General features: G+C 74.0%; 17 protein-coding genes. 6 read left to right on the top strand and 11 right to left on the bottom strand.

The features are described 5' to 3' along the window. Positions 1-90 precede the first annotated feature (90 nt). The gene (locus ACI3ET_RS13970; RefSeq protein WP_405033678.1) at positions 91-1,362 is read right to left on the bottom strand and encodes an ammonium transporter; all 1,272 of its coding nucleotides are present in this window, start codon (positions 1,360-1,362) and stop codon (positions 91-93) included. A gap of 178 nt (positions 1,363-1,540) precedes the next feature. Beyond that, a complete protein-coding gene (locus tag ACI3ET_RS13965) occupies positions 1,541-2,536 on the bottom strand; it encodes an o-succinylbenzoate synthase (RefSeq protein WP_405033677.1) in 996 nt (331 codons plus the stop codon). Between the two features lie 113 nt (positions 2,537-2,649). Here ACI3ET_RS13965 and ACI3ET_RS13960 point away from each other — a divergent pair, with 113 nt between their 5' ends. The 6 genes from ACI3ET_RS13960 to ACI3ET_RS13935 all read left to right on the top strand — a co-directional run bounded on the left by ACI3ET_RS13960 (position 2,650) and on the right by ACI3ET_RS13935 (position 7,119). Next, complete coding sequence (locus ACI3ET_RS13960) at positions 2,650-3,069, top strand: VOC family protein (protein ID WP_405033676.1); 420 nt, start codon at positions 2,650-2,652, stop codon at positions 3,067-3,069. Between the two features lie 54 nt (positions 3,070-3,123). Further along, the gene (locus ACI3ET_RS13955) at positions 3,124-4,047 is read left to right on the top strand and encodes a 1,4-dihydroxy-2-naphthoyl-CoA synthase (protein ID WP_405033675.1); all 924 of its coding nucleotides are present in this window, start codon (positions 3,124-3,126) and stop codon (positions 4,045-4,047) included. Positions 4,048-4,124: 77 nt separating this feature from the next. After that, on the top strand, positions 4,125-4,781 hold the full coding sequence (locus tag ACI3ET_RS13950; protein ID WP_405033674.1) for a hypothetical protein: 657 nt from the start codon (positions 4,125-4,127) through the stop codon (positions 4,779-4,781). Continuing rightward, positions 4,778-5,917: an AMP-binding protein gene (locus ACI3ET_RS13945; protein WP_405033673.1), complete on the top strand. Its 1,140-nt coding sequence runs from the start codon at positions 4,778-4,780 to the stop codon at positions 5,915-5,917. The genes ACI3ET_RS13950 and ACI3ET_RS13945 overlap by 4 nt, the downstream gene beginning before the upstream one ends. Before the next feature lie 44 nt (positions 5,918-5,961). Continuing rightward, positions 5,962-6,237 carry a PLDc N-terminal domain-containing protein gene (locus ACI3ET_RS13940; protein WP_405033672.1) on the top strand — a complete coding sequence of 92 codons (276 nt, stop codon included), beginning with the start codon at positions 5,962-5,964 and terminating at the stop codon, positions 6,235-6,237. Between the two features lie 9 nt (positions 6,238-6,246). Further along, positions 6,247-7,119 (top strand): 1,4-dihydroxy-2-naphthoate polyprenyltransferase, encoded by an 873-nt coding sequence (locus tag ACI3ET_RS13935; RefSeq protein WP_405033671.1) that lies wholly within the window; start codon positions 6,247-6,249, stop codon positions 7,117-7,119. A gap of 64 nt (positions 7,120-7,183) precedes the next feature. Here the strand turns inward: ACI3ET_RS13935 and ACI3ET_RS13930 are convergent, their stop codons facing one another. The 9 genes from ACI3ET_RS13930 to ACI3ET_RS13890 form a co-directional block, all read right to left on the bottom strand. Further along, positions 7,184-7,459, bottom strand: coding sequence for a DUF4229 domain-containing protein (locus tag ACI3ET_RS13930; RefSeq protein WP_405033670.1), 276 nt, complete (start codon positions 7,457-7,459; stop codon positions 7,184-7,186). Next, positions 7,456-8,427: a c-type cytochrome biogenesis protein CcsB gene (gene ccsB, locus ACI3ET_RS13925; RefSeq protein WP_405033669.1), complete on the bottom strand. Its 972-nt coding sequence runs from the start codon at positions 8,425-8,427 to the stop codon at positions 7,456-7,458. Before ccsB ends, ACI3ET_RS13930 begins: the two co-directional genes overlap by 4 nt. Further along, positions 8,424-10,076 (bottom strand): cytochrome c biogenesis protein ResB, encoded by a 1,653-nt coding sequence (gene resB / locus ACI3ET_RS13920; protein ID WP_405033668.1) that lies wholly within the window; start codon positions 10,074-10,076, stop codon positions 8,424-8,426. Before resB ends, ccsB begins: the two co-directional genes overlap by 4 nt. Then, positions 10,076-10,834 carry a cytochrome c biogenesis CcdA family protein gene (locus ACI3ET_RS13915; RefSeq protein ID WP_405033667.1) on the bottom strand — a complete coding sequence of 253 codons (759 nt, stop codon included), beginning with the start codon at positions 10,832-10,834 and terminating at the stop codon, positions 10,076-10,078. Before ACI3ET_RS13915 ends, resB begins: the two co-directional genes overlap by 1 nt. Beyond that, a complete protein-coding gene (locus ACI3ET_RS13910; protein ID WP_405033666.1) occupies positions 10,831-11,433 on the bottom strand; it encodes a TlpA family protein disulfide reductase in 603 nt (200 codons plus the stop codon). The genes ACI3ET_RS13915 and ACI3ET_RS13910 overlap by 4 nt, the downstream gene beginning before the upstream one ends. Further along, positions 11,430-12,131: a histidine phosphatase family protein gene (locus ACI3ET_RS13905; RefSeq protein WP_405033665.1), complete on the bottom strand. Its 702-nt coding sequence runs from the start codon at positions 12,129-12,131 to the stop codon at positions 11,430-11,432. Before ACI3ET_RS13905 ends, ACI3ET_RS13910 begins: the two co-directional genes overlap by 4 nt. Before the next feature lie 86 nt (positions 12,132-12,217). Then, positions 12,218-13,558 (bottom strand): glutamate-1-semialdehyde 2,1-aminomutase, encoded by a 1,341-nt coding sequence (gene hemL, locus ACI3ET_RS13900; RefSeq protein ID WP_405033664.1) that lies wholly within the window; start codon positions 13,556-13,558, stop codon positions 12,218-12,220. Positions 13,559-13,605: 47 nt separating this feature from the next. Further along, complete coding sequence (gene hemB, locus ACI3ET_RS13895; RefSeq protein ID WP_405033663.1) at positions 13,606-14,634, bottom strand: porphobilinogen synthase; 1,029 nt, start codon at positions 14,632-14,634, stop codon at positions 13,606-13,608. Continuing rightward, positions 14,631-16,286, bottom strand: coding sequence for a bifunctional uroporphyrinogen-III C-methyltransferase/uroporphyrinogen-III synthase (locus tag ACI3ET_RS13890; protein ID WP_405033662.1), 1,656 nt, complete (start codon positions 16,284-16,286; stop codon positions 14,631-14,633). Before ACI3ET_RS13890 ends, hemB begins: the two co-directional genes overlap by 4 nt. Between the last annotated feature and the right edge of the window lie 150 nt (positions 16,287-16,436).

Raw genomic sequence — 16,436 nt, 5'->3', positions numbered from 1 at the left:
TGTGCGGTGCGCCGGGCCCACGCGTGCGGACGGGGCACCGCCGGCGAACCGGTGGTGCCCCGTCCGGGCCTGCACGCCTCACCGCAAGGGTCAGGCGCGGGCCTCCTCGGCGAGTGGGTCGTAGGAGGCAACATCCTCGCCGAAGGCGTAGGCGGACTCGCTGTGCTCGGACAGGTCGACCCCGCGGGCCTCGTCCTCCGGGCTGACCCGGAAGCCGATGGTCTTGGCGATGAGGATGCCGATCAGGGCGGTCATCACACCGGTGAAGACGAGGGTGAAGAGGGTGGCCACGACCTGGGCCACGAGCTGCCCGGCGCCGCCGCCGTAGAACAGGCCGCCGCCCTCGCCGTCCACGGGCAGGGCGAGGAAGCCGATCGCCACCGTGCCGATGATGCCGGAGACGAGGTGCACGCCGACGACGTCGAGCGCGTCGTCGTACCCGAACCGGTACTTCCAGCCGACCGCGATCGCGGAGCCGACGCCGGCGAGCAGGCCGATCACCAGGGCGCCGAGCGGGCTGACGCTCGCGCAGGCCGGGGTGATGGCGACCAGGCCGGCGACCACACCGGACGCGGCACCGACCGAGGTCGGGCGGCCGTCGCGGACGCGCTCGGTGAGCAGCCAGGCCAGCATCGCCGCGGCCGGGGCCACGAGGGTGTTGACCCAGATCAGGCCGGCCTCCTCGGCGGTGCCCGCGGCACCACCGTTGAACCCGAACCAGCCGAACCACAGCAGCGCGGTGCCGATCATCACGAGGGGGAGGTTGTGCGGCCGGTGGTAGCCCTTGGACTTCCCGAAGTCGGCGCGGCTGCCGATGATGTAGACGAGCACCAGCGCGGCGAGGCCGGCGTTGATGTGCACCACGGTGCCGCCGGCGAAGTCGATGGCCTCGCCGAACCGGCTGCCGATCGCGCCGTCGGCGGAGAGGAGCCCGCCGCCCCAGACCATGAAGGCCAGGGGGCAGTAGACGAGGGTGACCCAGATCGGCACGAAGACCGTCCAGGAGCTGAAGCGGGTGCGGTCGGCGACCGCACCGGAGATGAGGGCCACGGTGATGATCGCGAAGGTCGCGCCGTAGCCGATGCCGATGAGGTCGCCGGTGCCGACGTGGTCGACCAGGCCGAAGTCCTTCAGCGGGTTGCCGACCAGGCCGCCGAGCATGCCGGGTGCCGAGGTCATGCCGTAGCCCCACAGGACCCAGACCACGCCGACCAGCCCGATCGACACGAAGCTCATCATCACCATGTTGAGGGCGGCCTTGGCACGGGCCAGTCCGCCGTAGAAGAACGCCAGGCCCGGTGTCATCAGCAGCACGAGCGCTGCCGACACCATGACCCAGACGTCACTCGTCGAGAGTTCCATCAGATTGCCTCCTGGGGTGTCGCGCGGTCGTCCTGCTGGTGCGACCGCACCGGTCCGCGGGGTGTTCACCGCGATGCGCCCAGTCAACGGCGGTGATGTTTCCGTCCCGGACGCCCTGTGTTTCCATCGCGTTGCCGGTGGTTTCCCCGACGTAAAACCTCGCTCCGGGCCAGGCCGGTCAGAGCAGGGCGTGGGCGCGGGTCAGGCGGTCCCGCCACCACTGCTCGCGCTCCGCGCCGGCCCGGTATGCCGTGAGCCGGGCCGGGTCGACCGCCGCACGGGCCGCGGCGGCCCGGGCCGTGGTCAGCCTCCCGGCGAGCGGCACGAGCGGGTCCCGGACGACGTCGGCGTCCAGCAGGGCGGCGGTGCCGAGCCCGCAGTCGTGGTCCAGCTGCGGCAGCGCGGCGGCGAGCGCCACCCCGGCCGCGAGGCCGACCGAGGTGTCGAGGGCCGAGCTGACGACGGCCGGGAGCCCGCACGCGGCGACGATCCGCAGGGCCGCGGCCACGCCACCGAGCGGGGCGACCTTGACCACGACGAGGTCGGCGGCGTGCTCCCGGGCCACCCGCAGGGGGTCGTCCGAGCGGCGGATCGACTCGTCGGCGGCGACCGGCACGTCCAGCCCGCGGCGCGCCAGGGTCCGGCGGAGCTGGGCCAGCTCCTCGACGCTCGCGCACGGCTGCTCGGCATACTCCAGCCCCAGCGGTGCCAGACGGGTCAGCGCCGTGAGCGCGTCGTCCACGGACCAGGCCCCGTTGGCGTCGACGCGCAGCCGCGCGCCCGGCCCGGCCACCCGGCGGGCCTCCGTCACCCGCGCGACGTCGTCGTCGAGGTCCTGCCCGCGCTCGGCGACCTTGATCTTGACGGTCCGGCAGCCGTCGTAGCGCGCCAGCACCGCCTCCACCTGCTCCGGCCCGACCGCCGGCAGCGTCGCGTTGACCCCGACCTCCGTGCGCACCGGTGCCGGCACCTCGCCCCACCCCAGCTCCAGCGCTGAGGACAACCAGCGCGCGGCGTCGGCGTCGTCGTACTCGGGGAAGGGCGCCCACTCCGCCCACCCCCGGGGCCCCCGCAGCAGCACCGCCTCCCGCGCGGTCACCCCCCGGAACCGCACCCGCATCGGCAGCCGGACGACGTGCGCGACCTCCAGCAGGTCGGCCAGCTCCGGGATCACTGCCACAGGCTACGACCGGACGCGTCGGACGGCCGCGTGACGCGGACACGACCTGTCCTCCACCAGGCCCGCTCCTGCTGCGCGGCCCGCTCCTTCTCGGCAGACTGGCCGGCATGGCACTCACGTGGTACACGGTCGTCGTCGACTCCCACGACCCGCAGGCCCAGGCCCGGTGGTGGGCGGAGGTCCTGGACTGGGTGGTCGTCTACGACACCCCGGAGGAGGCCGTCGTCGTGCCTCGGCACGCGCTCGAGGAGCACGAGGAGGGTCCGGTGGCCACCCTCGAGGAGTGGAGGCGTCGCGGGCAGGGACTGGTCTTCGTCCCGGTCCCGGAGGACAAGCAGGTCAAGAACCGCCTGCACATCGACCTCGCCCCCCACACGTCGCAGGACCGCGAGGCCGAGATCCAGCGCCTCCTCGACCTGGGCGCGACGCGCGCCGACGTCGGGCAGGACGCCGAGGAGGTCACCTGGACCGTCCTGGCGGACCGGGAGGGCAACGAGTTCTGCGTGCTCAGCAGCCGCGACAGCTGACGGCACCGACCGGGGAGCACGGGCGCGTCCTACCCCTCGCCTAGGCTTGCGAGCGTGACCGACACCGACGTTGCCGACCCGTTCGACCCCGCCCAGTGGCAGGAGGTCGAGGGCTTCGAGCTCACCGACATCACCTACCACCGGCACGTCGAGCTCGGCTGTGTGCGGATCGCCTTCGACCGGCCCGAGGTCCGCAACGCCTTCCGGCCGCACACCGTCGACGAGCTCTACCGCACGCTCGACCACGCGCGGATGACGCCGGACGTGGGCGTGGTCCTGCTCACCGGCAACGGCCCCTCCCCCAAGGACGGCGGCTGGGCGTTCTGCTCCGGCGGCGACCAGCGGATCCGGGGGCGGTCCGGCTACCAGTACGCCGCGGGCGAGACCGTGGACACCGTCGACGCCGCGCGGGTCAGGGCGGAGGGCGGACGGCTGCACATCCTGGAGGTGCAGCGCCTGATCCGCACGATGCCCAAGGTGGTGGTCGCCGTGGTCAGCGGCTGGGCCGCCGGGGGCGGGCACAGCCTGCACGTCGTCTGCGACCTGACGATCGCCTCCCGCGAGCACGCCCGCTTCAAGCAGACCGATGCCGACGTGGGCAGCTTCGACGCCGGCTTCGGGTCGGCCTACCTGGCCAAGATGGTGGGCCAGAAGTTCGCCCGCGAGATCTTCTTCCTCGGGCGGGCCTACGACGCCGAGGCGATGCAGCGGATGGGCGCGGTCAACATCGTGGCCGACCACGCCGACCTGGAGACCGAGTCGGTGCAGGTGGCCCGCGAGATCCTCGGCAAGAGCCCGACGGCGCAGCGGATGCTCAAGTTCGCCCTCAACCTCACCGACGACGGACTGATGGGCCAGCAGGTGTTCGCCGGCGAGGCGACCCGGCTGGCCTACATGACCGACGAGGCGGTGGAGGGGAAGGAGGCGTTCCTGGAGAAGCGCGCCCCCGACTGGTCCCCCTTCCCCTGGTACTTCTGACCAGGGCGGTCGCGGTCCTGCGTGAGACACTGGGCGCTGACCAGCACGGACCCCCCTCCGCGAAGGACCTGACACCCATGCGACGCGCACTCGTGACCATCCTGGCGGTGCCCGCCCTCCTCCTGGCCGGGTGCAGCAGCGACGATGGCGCCGACGCGCCCCCTCCCACCACGCCGCCCGCGACCGACGACGTCGAGCCCACCTCCGGCCCGACCCCGTCCTCCGACTCCGACAGCACGACCGCCACCGCGGACGCCGGACCCACGACCGACGACACCGCTGCGACCGCGACCCCCGGGGACACGGCGGACGGCGAGGTCGAGGGCGGCGCCGAGGGTGAGGCCGCGGCGCAGGTGGCGACCGACTTCCTCGTCGCGATGATCGGTGCCGACCCGACCGCCTGCGACCACATGGTCTCCTTCACCGACCTCGAGAGGCCGATGGCCGACGTCGAGGCCGACTACGAGGCCTGCGTCACCCTGCTGCCCGAGGTCCTCAAGCCCGAGCTCGAGGCCCAGGGCCTGGACGACGCCGACCCCGGCGTGCTCGAGGCCGTGACCATCCAGGGCGCCGACGTCGCGGAGGACGGCACCTCCGCGGTCGTCGACGAGGACAACTTCACCGACCTCTTCGCCGAGTCGATGGCCGGGGAGTCGATCGTCCTGACCAAGATCGAGGACCGCTGGTACGTCGACCTCGACGCGTCCTTCCAGACCGCGGAAGAGAGCCGGTGACGACAGGCTCCCCGGACCTGCTCGTCCCCGCGGGGAGCACCTGGGACCAGCTCTTCCCCGCGCTGCGGACCCTGCTCCACGAGGCGTCGGGCGACGAGGTGGGCGACCGTGCCGACGAGCCCTGCGTCGTCGTCGCCACCTCCGGATCCTCCGGCACACCCAAGCGCGTGCGACTGCCGGCCTCGGCGCTGCGGGCCTCCGGCGAGGCCACGGCCGAGGTGCTGGACGGCCACGGCCGGTGGGTCCTGGCCCTGCCCACCCACCACGTCGCCGGGCTGCAGGTCCTCGCCCGGTCCGTCCTCGCGGGCACCGAACCCGTGGCGCTGCCGGCCGGCCCCTTCACCGGTGGTGCCTTCGCGTCGGCCGTCTCTCGCGCCGGCGGCGGTTCCCCCACCTACGCCTCGCTGGTCCCCACCCAGGTGCACCGGCTGCTGCAGGACGCCGACGGCACCGCCGCCCTGGCGTCGCTGGACGCGGTCCTCGTCGGTGGGGCCGCCGCCGACCCCGGACTGCTCCGGCACGCGCGCGAGGCCGGGGCCCGCGTCGTCACCACCTACGGCATGAGCGAGACCGCCGGCGGCTGCGTCTACGACGGGGTGCCGCTGCCGGGGGTCGTGGCGCGGCTCGACCCGGTCGACCAGCGCATCCACCTCGCGGGACCCGTGCTCGCGCAGGGGTATGCCGACGCGCCGGACCTCACGTCGACCGCCTTCCAGGTCCTGGAGGGGCGGCGCTGGTTCGTGACCGGTGACCGCGGCAGCTGGCAGGGCGGGCGGCTGCGGGTGCTGGGCCGGGTGGACGACGTCATCGTCACCGGCGGCCACAAGGTCGAGCCGCGCGACGTCGAGACGGCACTGCGTGCGCTGCCCGGCGTCACGGACGCCGTGGTGGTCGGTGTCCCGGACGAGGAGTGGGGCCAGGTCGTGGCTGCGGTCGTCGTGCCCTCCCGCCCGACGGACCCTGCGGACGACCTCGCCCGGCTGCGCGCCGCGCTCGCCCCGACCCTCCCCGCGCACGCGCTGCCGCGCCAGGTGGTCCTGCGCGACGCCATACCCCTGCTGCCGTCCGGCAAGCCCGACCCTGCCCGGGCGGGCGCCCTCCTGCGTGCGGCGGCGTCCCCGAGCGCGGAGGGATGACAGAATGGTCCTCCCACCGTCCCCCCGCTGAGAAGGAGAGAGCCGTGCTCCGTGTGATCATCCCGGTCGTCGTGCTCGCCTTCACCATCTTCTGCGTCGTCGACGCGGTCCAGACCGAGGACGACCGGGTGCGTGGGGTGCCCAAGCCGTTGTGGATCCTGATGATCCTGCTCTTCCCGATGGTGGGCGGGGCCGCCTGGCTCATCGCCGGGCGGCCGGTCAGCATCCTGGAGACGATCCTCGGGCCCCGCGGCCGGGGCGGACCCCCGACCGGCCCGCTCGGTCCCGACGACGACCCGGACTTCCTGAAGGGGCTCTAGCTCGCACCCATGGCAACCCTCGCCCAGTGGATCGAGGGGGCGCGCCCACGCACGCTCCCGGCCGCGGTCGCCCCCGTCATGGTCGGCACCGCCGCGGCGCACGCCGCAGGAAGCCACGACCTCGGGCTGGGGCTGCTCGCCCTCGTCGTGTCCCTCGGGCTCCAGGTCGGCGTCAACTACGCCAACGACTACTCCGACGGCATCCGCGGCACCGACGAGGACCGCGTCGGACCCCTCCGCCTCGTCGGCAGCGGTGTCGCCGACCCGGGCACCGTGAAGGCCGCGGCGTTCGCCTGCTTCTTCGTCGCGAGCGTCGCCGGCCTGGCGCTCGTCGCGCTGTCCAACACCCTGTGGCTGGCGCTCGTCGGCGCCCTGGCGCTGTGGGCGGCCTGGCACTACACCGGCGGGAAGAACCCCTACGGCTACCGCGGGCTCGGCGAGGTCATGGTGTTCGTCTTCTTCGGCCTGGTCGCGGTGCTCGGCACGACCTACACCCAGGCGCACACGCTCGACCTGGCCGCCGTGGGCGGGGCGATCGGCTGCGGCCTCCTGCCCTCGGCGATCCTGGTGACGAACAACCTGCGCGACCTCCAGGGCGACCGGGCCGCGGGCAAGCGGACCCTCGCGGTGCGCCTGGGCTTCCCGCGCACCCGCCGGCTCTACCTCTGGCTGGTCGTCGGCGCCTTCGCCGCCGTGCTCCTCGCGGCGGTCCAGCACCCCACGGCGCTGGTCGGACTCCTCGCCGCCCCGCTGGCCGTGCGGCCGGTGCGCTCGGTGCTCGCCGAGACCTACGGCCGGGAGCTGCTGCCCGCCCTCACCCAGACGGGGCTCCTCCAGCTCGGGTATGCCGTTGCCCTGACCGTGGGCCTCGCCCTCGCCTGACGCGCGAGGCCAGGGGCCCTCCCCTGCGCAGGAACGGTGCACCTCATCGGCCGGGCGCCCCCCGTCAGCGCCGGCCGTCGACCTCGGTGTCCTCGTCGTCCTCGGCCGAGCGCTCCGCGTCGACCTGCGCCCGGCGACGCTCGATCCGGTTCTCCACGCGGTGCTCGATGCCGGCGGCCAGCACCTCGCGGTCCCGGGCGAGCAGGAAGTAGGAGACGACCATCGACAGCAGCGCGGCGCCCACGGCGGCCCAGATGAACGTCGCGCCGAGGAGGCTGAGCAGCGCGAAGAACCCGGCGAAGATCATCAGCCGCATGACGGTGTAGCGGACCGCGATCACGAGCTCACCCCGGAGTAGGAGTGCAGGCCGGTCATCAGCAGGTTGACGACCGTGTAGTTGATGATGATGCAGCCGAAGCCGACGACCGCGACCCACGTCGCCCGCCGGGTGGTCCAGCCGCTCGTGGCCCGCGCGTGCAGGTAGGCGGCGTAGACGACCCAGATGACGAACGTCCACACCTCCTTGGGGTCCCAGCCCCAGTAGCGACCCCACGCCTGCTCGGCCCAGATGGCTCCCGAGACCAGCGCGAAGGTCCACAGCGGGAAGGCGAAGACGTGGATGCCGTAGGTCAGCCGCTCGAGGGTCTGCGCGGTCGGCAGCGCCGCCAGCCAGCCCCTGGCCCCGCCCTTCCGCTCGGCCCGGTCGCGCAGCAGGTAGGCCACGGCCAGCGCCGCACCGATGGTGAACAGGGCGATCGACAGGGTGGCGATCGTGACGTGGATGACCAGCCAGATGTTGTCCAGCGCCGGCATCAGCTGCGACGCCTCGGTGTACCACCACAGCCGGGCGGCGCCGAGGATCACCACGACCGGGAGCACGACGAAGGCGCCGAGCCAGAGCCGGTCCTGCCGCAGGCTCCAGACGGAGTAGACGACGAGGGCGAACGCGGCGGTCACCAGCGCGAACTCGTACATGTTGCCCAGCGGCGCGCGCGCGACCGACATCGAGCGCAGCACCGTCCCGGCGACGACGGCCAGCGTGCCCAACCAGGTGAGCTGGAGCCCCACGACCCCCCAGCGGCGCGACGGCGTGAGGTGCGCACCCGGAGGGTCGTCCGCGGACGGGGCCCCCGCACCCCCCGCGCCGACGCCCGCCATCTCCACGGCGCGGGTCCGGTCGGCGCGGCGCTCGCGCGCGGCACCGGTCACCGCCAGGTGCACGGAGAAGGCCAGCAGCGCCAGCGCGAGCACGACGATCGCGCCCCAGATGAGGTAGTCCGAGGCCTGGGCCAGGGTGGTGTTCGTCATTCGCTTGCGTCCTTGTCTGTTCGGACCCGTCCGCCGGACGCGGTCACGATGCGCTCGAGGACCTGGTCGACGAGGTCGTCCAGGCCCGGGTCGGTGCCCTTGGGGAGTCCGGCGACGGTCACTCCAGTATGCCGTGCGCCCTTGCCCTGGTCGGACTCCTCGGCCCCGCCCGGCTCCACCCGCACGAACACGCGGCGGCGCCGCACGCCGAGCATGAGCATCAGTCCGAGGATGGCCATGGAGGCGAAGACCAGCGCGGGGACGCGGCCCGGGTCGTGCCGCACGAGGAGCCCGCCCCAGCGGATGACCGACTCCAGCTCGATGGACCCCCGGTCGCCGGGCAGCTCCAGCGTGTCGCCGGGGCGGATGAGGAGGCTGGTGGGCGTGCCGTCGTCCTGCATGACCTGGTCCATCTGGTCGGTCTCCACCGAGAAGACGGACTGGGCCCGGCCGTCGGGGTAGAGCTCGCCCTCGAAGACGGCGAGCACGAGGGCCGGGTCGACGAGGCCGGGGAAGGCGGAGGTCGGTCCCAGCTCGGGGTCGAAGGTCAGCGTGGGCAGGAAGCCCCCGACGAAGGCGAGCTCCGGCGTGGCCCCGGGCACCTTGACGACGCCCTGGGAGGAGTAGGTGTTGTCCTGCGGGAGGAAGGTCACGGCGTCCGAGAAGAGGATCTGCTCCTCGGCGTCGCGGACGGTCACGACCGGGGCGTAGCCGTTGCCGAGGAGGTACAACGAGACCCCGTCGACGGACAGCGGCCGGTTGATCGCGAACTCCTGGCCGGTCGCCGGCTCGTCGCCCTGCTGGACCGTGGCCAGCCCCGCGAAGACGCGCGGCTGGCCGAACTGCGCTCCCTGGGCCTCGGCCTCGAACTCGACGTCCAGGTCGTCCAGCCGCAGCGAGAAGACCGGGATGTCCTGCTCGTCGACGAGCGGCCCGAGGGTGAGGGTGTCGAAGCTGCCCGCCCCGGTGGTGACCGTCTCCCCCTCCTTGACGATGATCTCGGCGCGCCAGCCGAAGAGGTGGCCGGCCGCGACCGACACGATCACGCCGAGGACGGAGAGGTGGAACAAGATGTTCCCGGTCTCCTTGAGGTAGCCCTTCTCGGCGGACACCTCCAGCGGCGCGGCCCCGTCGTCGCTGCGCAGCCGGAACCGGCGTTCGCCCAGCGTGGCCCGGGCCGCTGCAGCCACCTCGCCAGGGGTGGCGTCGAGGACCACGCTGCGGTGCACGGGCATCCGGGTCAGGCGGCGCGGCACCCGCGGCGGCTGCTCCCGCAGCGCCTGCACGTGCTGACGGATCCGCGGCAGCACGCAGCCGACGAGGCTGACCATGAGCAGCAGGTAGATCGAGGCGAACCACGGCGAGGAGTAGACGTCGAACATCCCCGCCCGGTCCAGCCACGGTCCGAGACCCGGGTTGTCCTCCAGGTAGGTCCGCACCCGCGCCGGGTCGACACCGCGCTGCGGGAAGACCGAGCCGGGGATCGCCGCGAGCGCGAGCAGAAGGAGCAGCAGGAGAGCGGTGCGCATGCTGGTGAGCTGGCGCCAGGCCCACCTGGCCCAGCCCAGCGGCCCCAGCCGCGGGCCGCCCAGGGTCGTGCGGTCCTTGGGGTAGGAGGGCTCGATGCGCTCCGGGGTCTGGGTCGCCACTAGAGCACCGTCTCGAAGTTGCTGGTCAGCCGGGTCTGCACCCACGCCGTCGCCTCGGCCCACACCCCGAGCAGCATGAGCAGCCCCAGGACGACGAGCACCGCGCCGCCGGTGCGCTGCACGCTCAGGTGGTGGTCGCGCAGCCAGCGCGACACGCGACCGACCCCGCCCAGCCCGGCGGCGACGAGCACGAACGGCAGCCCGAGCCCGACGCAGTAGGCCACGGCCAGCACCACCGCCCGCCCCACGGTGTCCGAGCCGGGCAGGATCGAGATGCCCAGCGTCTGGATCGCCGCCAGCGAGGGACCGGTGCAGGCCGAGAACCCCAGCCCGAAGACCACGCCCAGCAGCGGGGCCCCCGCCAGCCCGGCCGCCGGCCGCCAGCGCACCTGCACCGCGGCGGACGGCTGGAGCAGCATGACGAGGCCCAGGGCGAGGACGACGACCCCACCCACGCGCAGCAGCAGCCCCTGGTGCTCGACGAGGGCGAGCCCGAGCCCGGAGATGACCACGCTCATGAGGATGAAGACCACCGAGAACCCGGCGACGAACAGCAGCGCCCCCGCGACCAGCCGCCACCGGCCCGGCTCCCCGCCGGCGCCTCGCGCACCCGGGGACGCGGGCGCCATACCCCCGACGTAGCCGAGGAAGCCAGGCACCAGCGGGAGGACGCACGGGCTGGCGAAGGAGACCAGCCCCGCTGCCGCGGCGACGGCGGCGGCCAGCAGCAGCGGGCCGGAGAGGACGACGTCGTTCACGCAGCGGGCTCGCTCTCGAGCACGTCGTCGATCAGCCCGCGGAGCGTGGCCGCGTCGACCTGCCCGTTGACGCGGGCGGCGAGGCGGCCCTGCCCGTCGAGCAGCATCGTGGTCGGGCGGGCGACGGCCAGGCCCTGCAGCTGTGCGAGCGTGCGACCGCCGTCGTCCACGAGCGAGGGGTAGCTCACGCCCTTGGCCTCCTGGAAGGCGAGCGCGCTGGGCACCGAGTCGCGCACGTTGACGCCGATGAACTGCACCGGCTCCCCCGCCTCCACGAGCTCCGAGGCGACCGCCTCCAGGTCCGGCGCCTCGGCGATGCACGGTCCGCACCACGAGCCCCACACGTTGACCACGAGAACCTCCCCGGCGTGGTCGGCCGAGGTCCACGGCTCGTCCTCCAGGGTCGTCCCCTCGAGGAGGATCGTGGTCTCGCGCTGCTCGGGCACGAGCTGCTCGACCGCGCCGTCACCGGCGACGTAACCGAGCTCGTCGCCCTGCCGCATCTGGGCGTTGATGGTGTTGTCGTCGCTGCACGCCGTCAGGGTCAGCGACGCCGCGGCGAGGACCGTCAGGGGTAGGCGGTGCGCGCGTCGGTTCACGCGCGGATCACCCCCGCGGACGTGCCGGTGACGTCGAGCGCCCCGGCCAGCAGGTGGGCGGCCGGCTCGCGGTAGATGATGCGCACCGGCAGGTTGCGGTGGAAGAGCACGCTGGTCACCGACGCGAGGCTGCACTCGCGGCGGCGCGGGTGGTGCCACAGACGCCGGTTCTCCAGGGAGCGGCGCAGGGTCCAGACCGGCAGCTGGTGGCTGACCAGCACCGCCTCGTGGCCCTCGGCCTGCTGCCGCGCGTCCTCCAGGGCCAGCTGCATCCGCGCCGCGATCTCGGCGTAGGGCTCGCCCCACGACGGCAGGAGGGGCCGGGTGAACACCATCCAGTGGGCGGGCCGCCACAGCGCCCCGTCCCCGCGCCCGACCGTCATCCCCTCGAAGTGGTTCGTCGACTCCAGGAGCCGTTCGTCGGTGCCGACCTCTAGGTCGTGCGCCGCGGCGATCGGAGCGGCCGTCTCCCGCGCCCGCTCCAGCGGCGAGGACACGACGTGGGTGACGTCGCGCTCGGCGAGCGCGTCGGCGGTCGCCTGCGCCATCGCCCGGCCGCGCTCGGAGAGGTGGTAGCCGGCCATCCGCCCGTAGAGGACGCCGTCGGGGTTGTGCACCTCGCCGTGCCGGACGACGTGCACCATCGTCACGGGGGTGCCGTCGTGCAGGGCGCGGGGTTCGCGGGCGGCAGCGGACATGGCCCGGATTGTCCCACGCGTTCCTGGGTCCGGACTGGGGGGCGGGGCCGCGTCGGGAGGCACGGTCGTCGTCGCTGGAGCGGTCCTCAGGCGATCTCGGCCGCGGACTCCCGGACGGCCCGCACCGCGTGCTCGAGCGCCTCGTCGTCGTGGGCCGCGGAGACGAACCACACCTCGTAGGCGCTGGGAGGCAGGTGGACGCCGCGGCGCAGCATCGCGTGGAAGAAGCGGCCGAACCGCTCGGTGTCCTGGTCCTGCGCGCCGGCGTAGTCGTGCACCTGCCCCTCGCGGAAGAACACGCTGAACATCGACCCGACCCGCTGCACGCGGTGCGGGATGCCGTGCCGCGTGAAGGACTCGTCCACGGCCCCGGTCAGGGCGTCGGCCACGACGTCGAGCCGGGCGTAGACCTCGTCGGTGCACGCGCGCAGCGTCGCCAGCCCGGCGGCCGCCGCGACCGGGTTGCCGGACAGGGTGCCCGCCTGGTAGACCGGCCCCTCCGGCGCCAGCATGGCCATGACGTCGGCGCGTCCGCCGAAGGCCGCGGCCGGGAAGCCGCCGCCCATCACCTTGCCGAACGTGAACAGGTCCGGGGCGCCGGCGGCGGGGACCCCCTCCAGCCCCAGCCATCCGGACGCGGAGGCGCGGAAGCCCGTCATCACCTCGTCGCTGACCAGCAGCGCGCCGGAGGCGGCGGTGATCCGGCGCAGCCCCTCGGTGAAGCCGGCCGCCGGCGGGACGACGCCCATGTTCCCCGGGGCCGCCTCGGTGATGACGGCCGCGATCTGGTCGCCGCGCTCGGCGAAGACCGCCTCCACGGCGGCGAGGTCGTTGTAGGGCAGCACGATGGTCTCGGCCGCGCTGCTGGGGGGCACGCCCGGGGAGTCGGGCAGCGCGAGGGTGGCCACGCCCGAGCCGGCGGCGGCCAGGAGGGCGTCGACGTGGCCGTGGTAGCAGCCGGCGAACTTGACGATGAGCGACCGGCCGGTGAACCCGCGGGCCAGCCGGATGGCGCTCATCGTCGCCTCGGTGCCCGAGCTGACGAGGCGCACGCGCTCCACCGAGGGCACGCGCCGCACGATCTCCCCCGCCAGCAGCACCTCACGCTCGGTCGGCATGCCGAACGAGAACCCCTGGGCGGCCGCCTCGGTCACGGCCGCGAGGACGTCCGGGTGGGTGTGCCCGAGGATCATCGGGCCCCAGGAGCAGACGAGGTCGACGTAGCGTCGCCCGTCCGCGTCCCAGATCCACGGCCCCTGCCCCCGCACCATGAACCGCGGGGTGCCCCCGACCGACCGGAACGCCCGGACCGGGGAGTTCACGCCCCCGGGGATCAGTGCGCGGGCCCGCCCCATCAGCGCCTCGGACGCAGGCGCGGGGTCCGGGTAGGGGGTCTGGACGGGGTGCTCGGTGCCGACTGACGTCATACCCCCCAGCCTGCCACGGCCCCCCGACCGGCCCCGGACGGCGTCTCTCACCCGCGCGAGCCGCCCAGCAGGCGCGCGGCGTGCACCGCGTAGTAGCTCAGGACGACCTGAGCGCCCGCGCGCCGGATCGAGGTCAGCGTCTCCAGCACCATCCGGTCCCGGTCCAGCCAGCCGTGCCCGACAGCGGCCTCGATCATCGCGTACTCCCCGCTGACCTGGTAGGCCGCCACCGGGACGTCGGCCAGGGCGGCGACGTCGCTGAGGACGTCGAGGTAGGGCAGGGCCGGCTTGACCATGACCAGGTCCGCGCCCTCGTCGAGGTCCAGCCGCAGCTCGCGCAGGCTCTCGGTGCGGTTGGCGGGGTCCTGCTGGTAGGTCGAGCGGTCGCCCCGGAGCGTGGAGCCGACGGCCTCGCGGAACGGGCCGTAGCAGCCGGAGGCGTACTTGGCGGTGTAGGCGAGCACCGAGACGTCCTGGTGCCCCGCCTCGTCCAGCGCCTGCCGGACCACGCGGACCTGCCCGTCCATCATCCCGCTGGGCGCGACGACGTGGGCGCCCGCGTCGGCCTGCACCACCGCCATCTCGGCGTAGCGCGCCAGGGTGGCGTCGTTGTCGACCCGCCCACGGTCGTCGAGGACCCCGCAGTGCCCGTGGTCGGTGAACTCGTCGAGGCACAGGTCGCTCATCAGCACGGTGTCGTCGCCGAGGGTCTCGCGCAGCGAGGTCAGGGCCTGGTTGAGCACTCCGCCGGGCGCGGTGCCGCAGCTGCCCGTCGCGTCCTTGTCGGCGTCGCGTGGCACGCCGAAGACCATGATCCCGCCGACCCCCGCGTCGACGGCCTCGCGGGCGGCGACGAGCAGGCTCGCGGGGGTGTGCTGGACGACCCCCGGCATCGAGGAGATCGGGTGCGGCTCGTCGATGCCGTCGCGCACGAAGACCGGGAGCACCAGCTCGGCCGGGTGCAGCCGCGTCTGGGCGACCATCCGGCGCAGGGCCGGGGTGGCGCGCAGGCGCCGCGGGCGCTCGGACGGCACCGGGTATGCCGTCCCGCCCCGCCCGGGGACGGTCCCCCTCACCGGCGGGACCGGGCCCGTCGGCCGGTCGTGCGGCGCTGGCTGGGGCGCAGCACCGGCTCGCCGTCCGCCTGGGCCTGGGCGACCTGCACGCGAGCGTGCTGGGCCAGGGCGTCGACGAGCGCGGTGGCGCTGGCCTCCGGCGCGACCACGTCGACACGCAGGCCGTACTCCTCCGCGGTCTTGGCGGTGGCCGGGCCGATGCAGGCCACGACGGTGCTGGGGTGCGGCTTGCCGGCGATGCCGACCAGGTTGCGCACGGTCGAGGAGGAGGTGAAGCACACCGCGTCGAAGGCTCCGCCCTTGATCGCCTCGCGCACCGGCGCGGCCGGCGGGGCGGCCCGGACGGTGCGGTAGGCGGTCACGTCGTCGACCTCCCAGCCCACCTCCTTCAGCCCGGCGACCAGGGTGTCGGTGGCGATGTCGGCACGCGGCAGGAAGACCCGGTCGATCGGGTCGAGGACCTCGTCGTAGGGGGGCCACACCTCGAGCAGACCCACGGCCGACTCCTCACCCTCCGGGACGAGGTCGGGTTCCAGGCCCCACTCCCGCAGGGCGTCGGCGGTGACCCCCCCGACGGCGGCCAGCTTGAGCCCGGCGAAGGCACGGGCGTCGAGGCCGAGCGCCTCGAACTTCTCGCGGACCGCGCGCACGGCGTTGGCGGAGGTGAAGCCGATCCACTCGTAGCGGCCGGTGACCAGGCCCTTGATCGCCCGGTCCATCTGCTGGGGGGTCCGGGGCGGCTCGACGCTGATGGTCGGCACGACCGCGGCGGTCGCACCGTAGGCGGCGATCCGCTCCACCATCGACTGCGACTGCTCACGGGTGCGCGGGACGAGGATCGACCAGCCGAAGAGCGGCTTGGTCTCGTACCAGGACAGCTCGGCCCGCAGCTCGACCTGGTGGCCGACCACGGCGACCGAGGCCTCCGGGCAGTCGGTGCTGCCCGAGGACAGGGCGAGGATCGCCTCGTCGAGGGTGGTCACGCTGGTGTGCTGGCTGACCGTGGTGCCGTGCTGGGTGAGCGCCACCGGGCTCGTGCCGTCCCGGCCGGCGCCGGCGAGCCCGCGCAGGGCGGCGATCAGGTCCTCGGGGCAGCCGACGATGACGACCGTGATGTCGTCGCGCACCGAGAGCGCCCAGTCGACGTGCTGGTCGGCGGCGTTGACCATGTGCAGCTCGCCGCCCGCGTCGTGACCGGTGAGCGGCACCCCGGCGTAGGCCGGGACGGACCAGGCGGTGCTCACGCCCGGCACGATCTCGAAGGTCACGCCGGACTCGCGGCAGGCCAGAGCCTCGGCGGCGAGACCGTTGAAGGCGCTCGGGTCGCCGTCCACGAGCCGCACGACGAGGTGCGAGGGGTCGGCATACCCGGACGCGGTCCGGACGAGCAGCGCGGCCCGGGCAGCCTCGCCGAGCGCGCGGCCGTCCTCGTCGGCGACGACCAGCGCGACGTCGTCGCGGGTCCAGGCCCGCAGCTGCTCGGCCTGGTGCGGTCGGTCGACGACCACGACGTCGGCCGCGGCCAGGTAGTCACGGGCCCGGACGGTCAGGAGTCCGGGATCACCCGGTCCGGCACCGACGAACGCCACCCGGGCGGCGTCGGCCTGCAGGGGCAGGTGGGCGGTCGGGATCGGCGTGGCGTCGGTGCTCACTGGTCACGCTCCGGTGGTGTGTGACCCCGGGGCGGGAACGGCTGCTTCGCCGGCCACCACAGGGTCGAGACGGGACAACAACTGCTCGGCCACGGCGTGGCCGAGCGCGACCGGGTCGTCCCCGGTCGCGGCGGGGGGGGGGGGGGGGGG

Source organism: Ornithinimicrobium jinqii, assembly GCF_045032595.1.
In the GTDB taxonomy this organism is placed as follows: domain Bacteria; phylum Actinomycetota; class Actinomycetes; order Actinomycetales; family Dermatophilaceae; genus Ornithinicoccus.
This window is presented reverse-complemented; position numbering and strand designations above follow the sequence as displayed.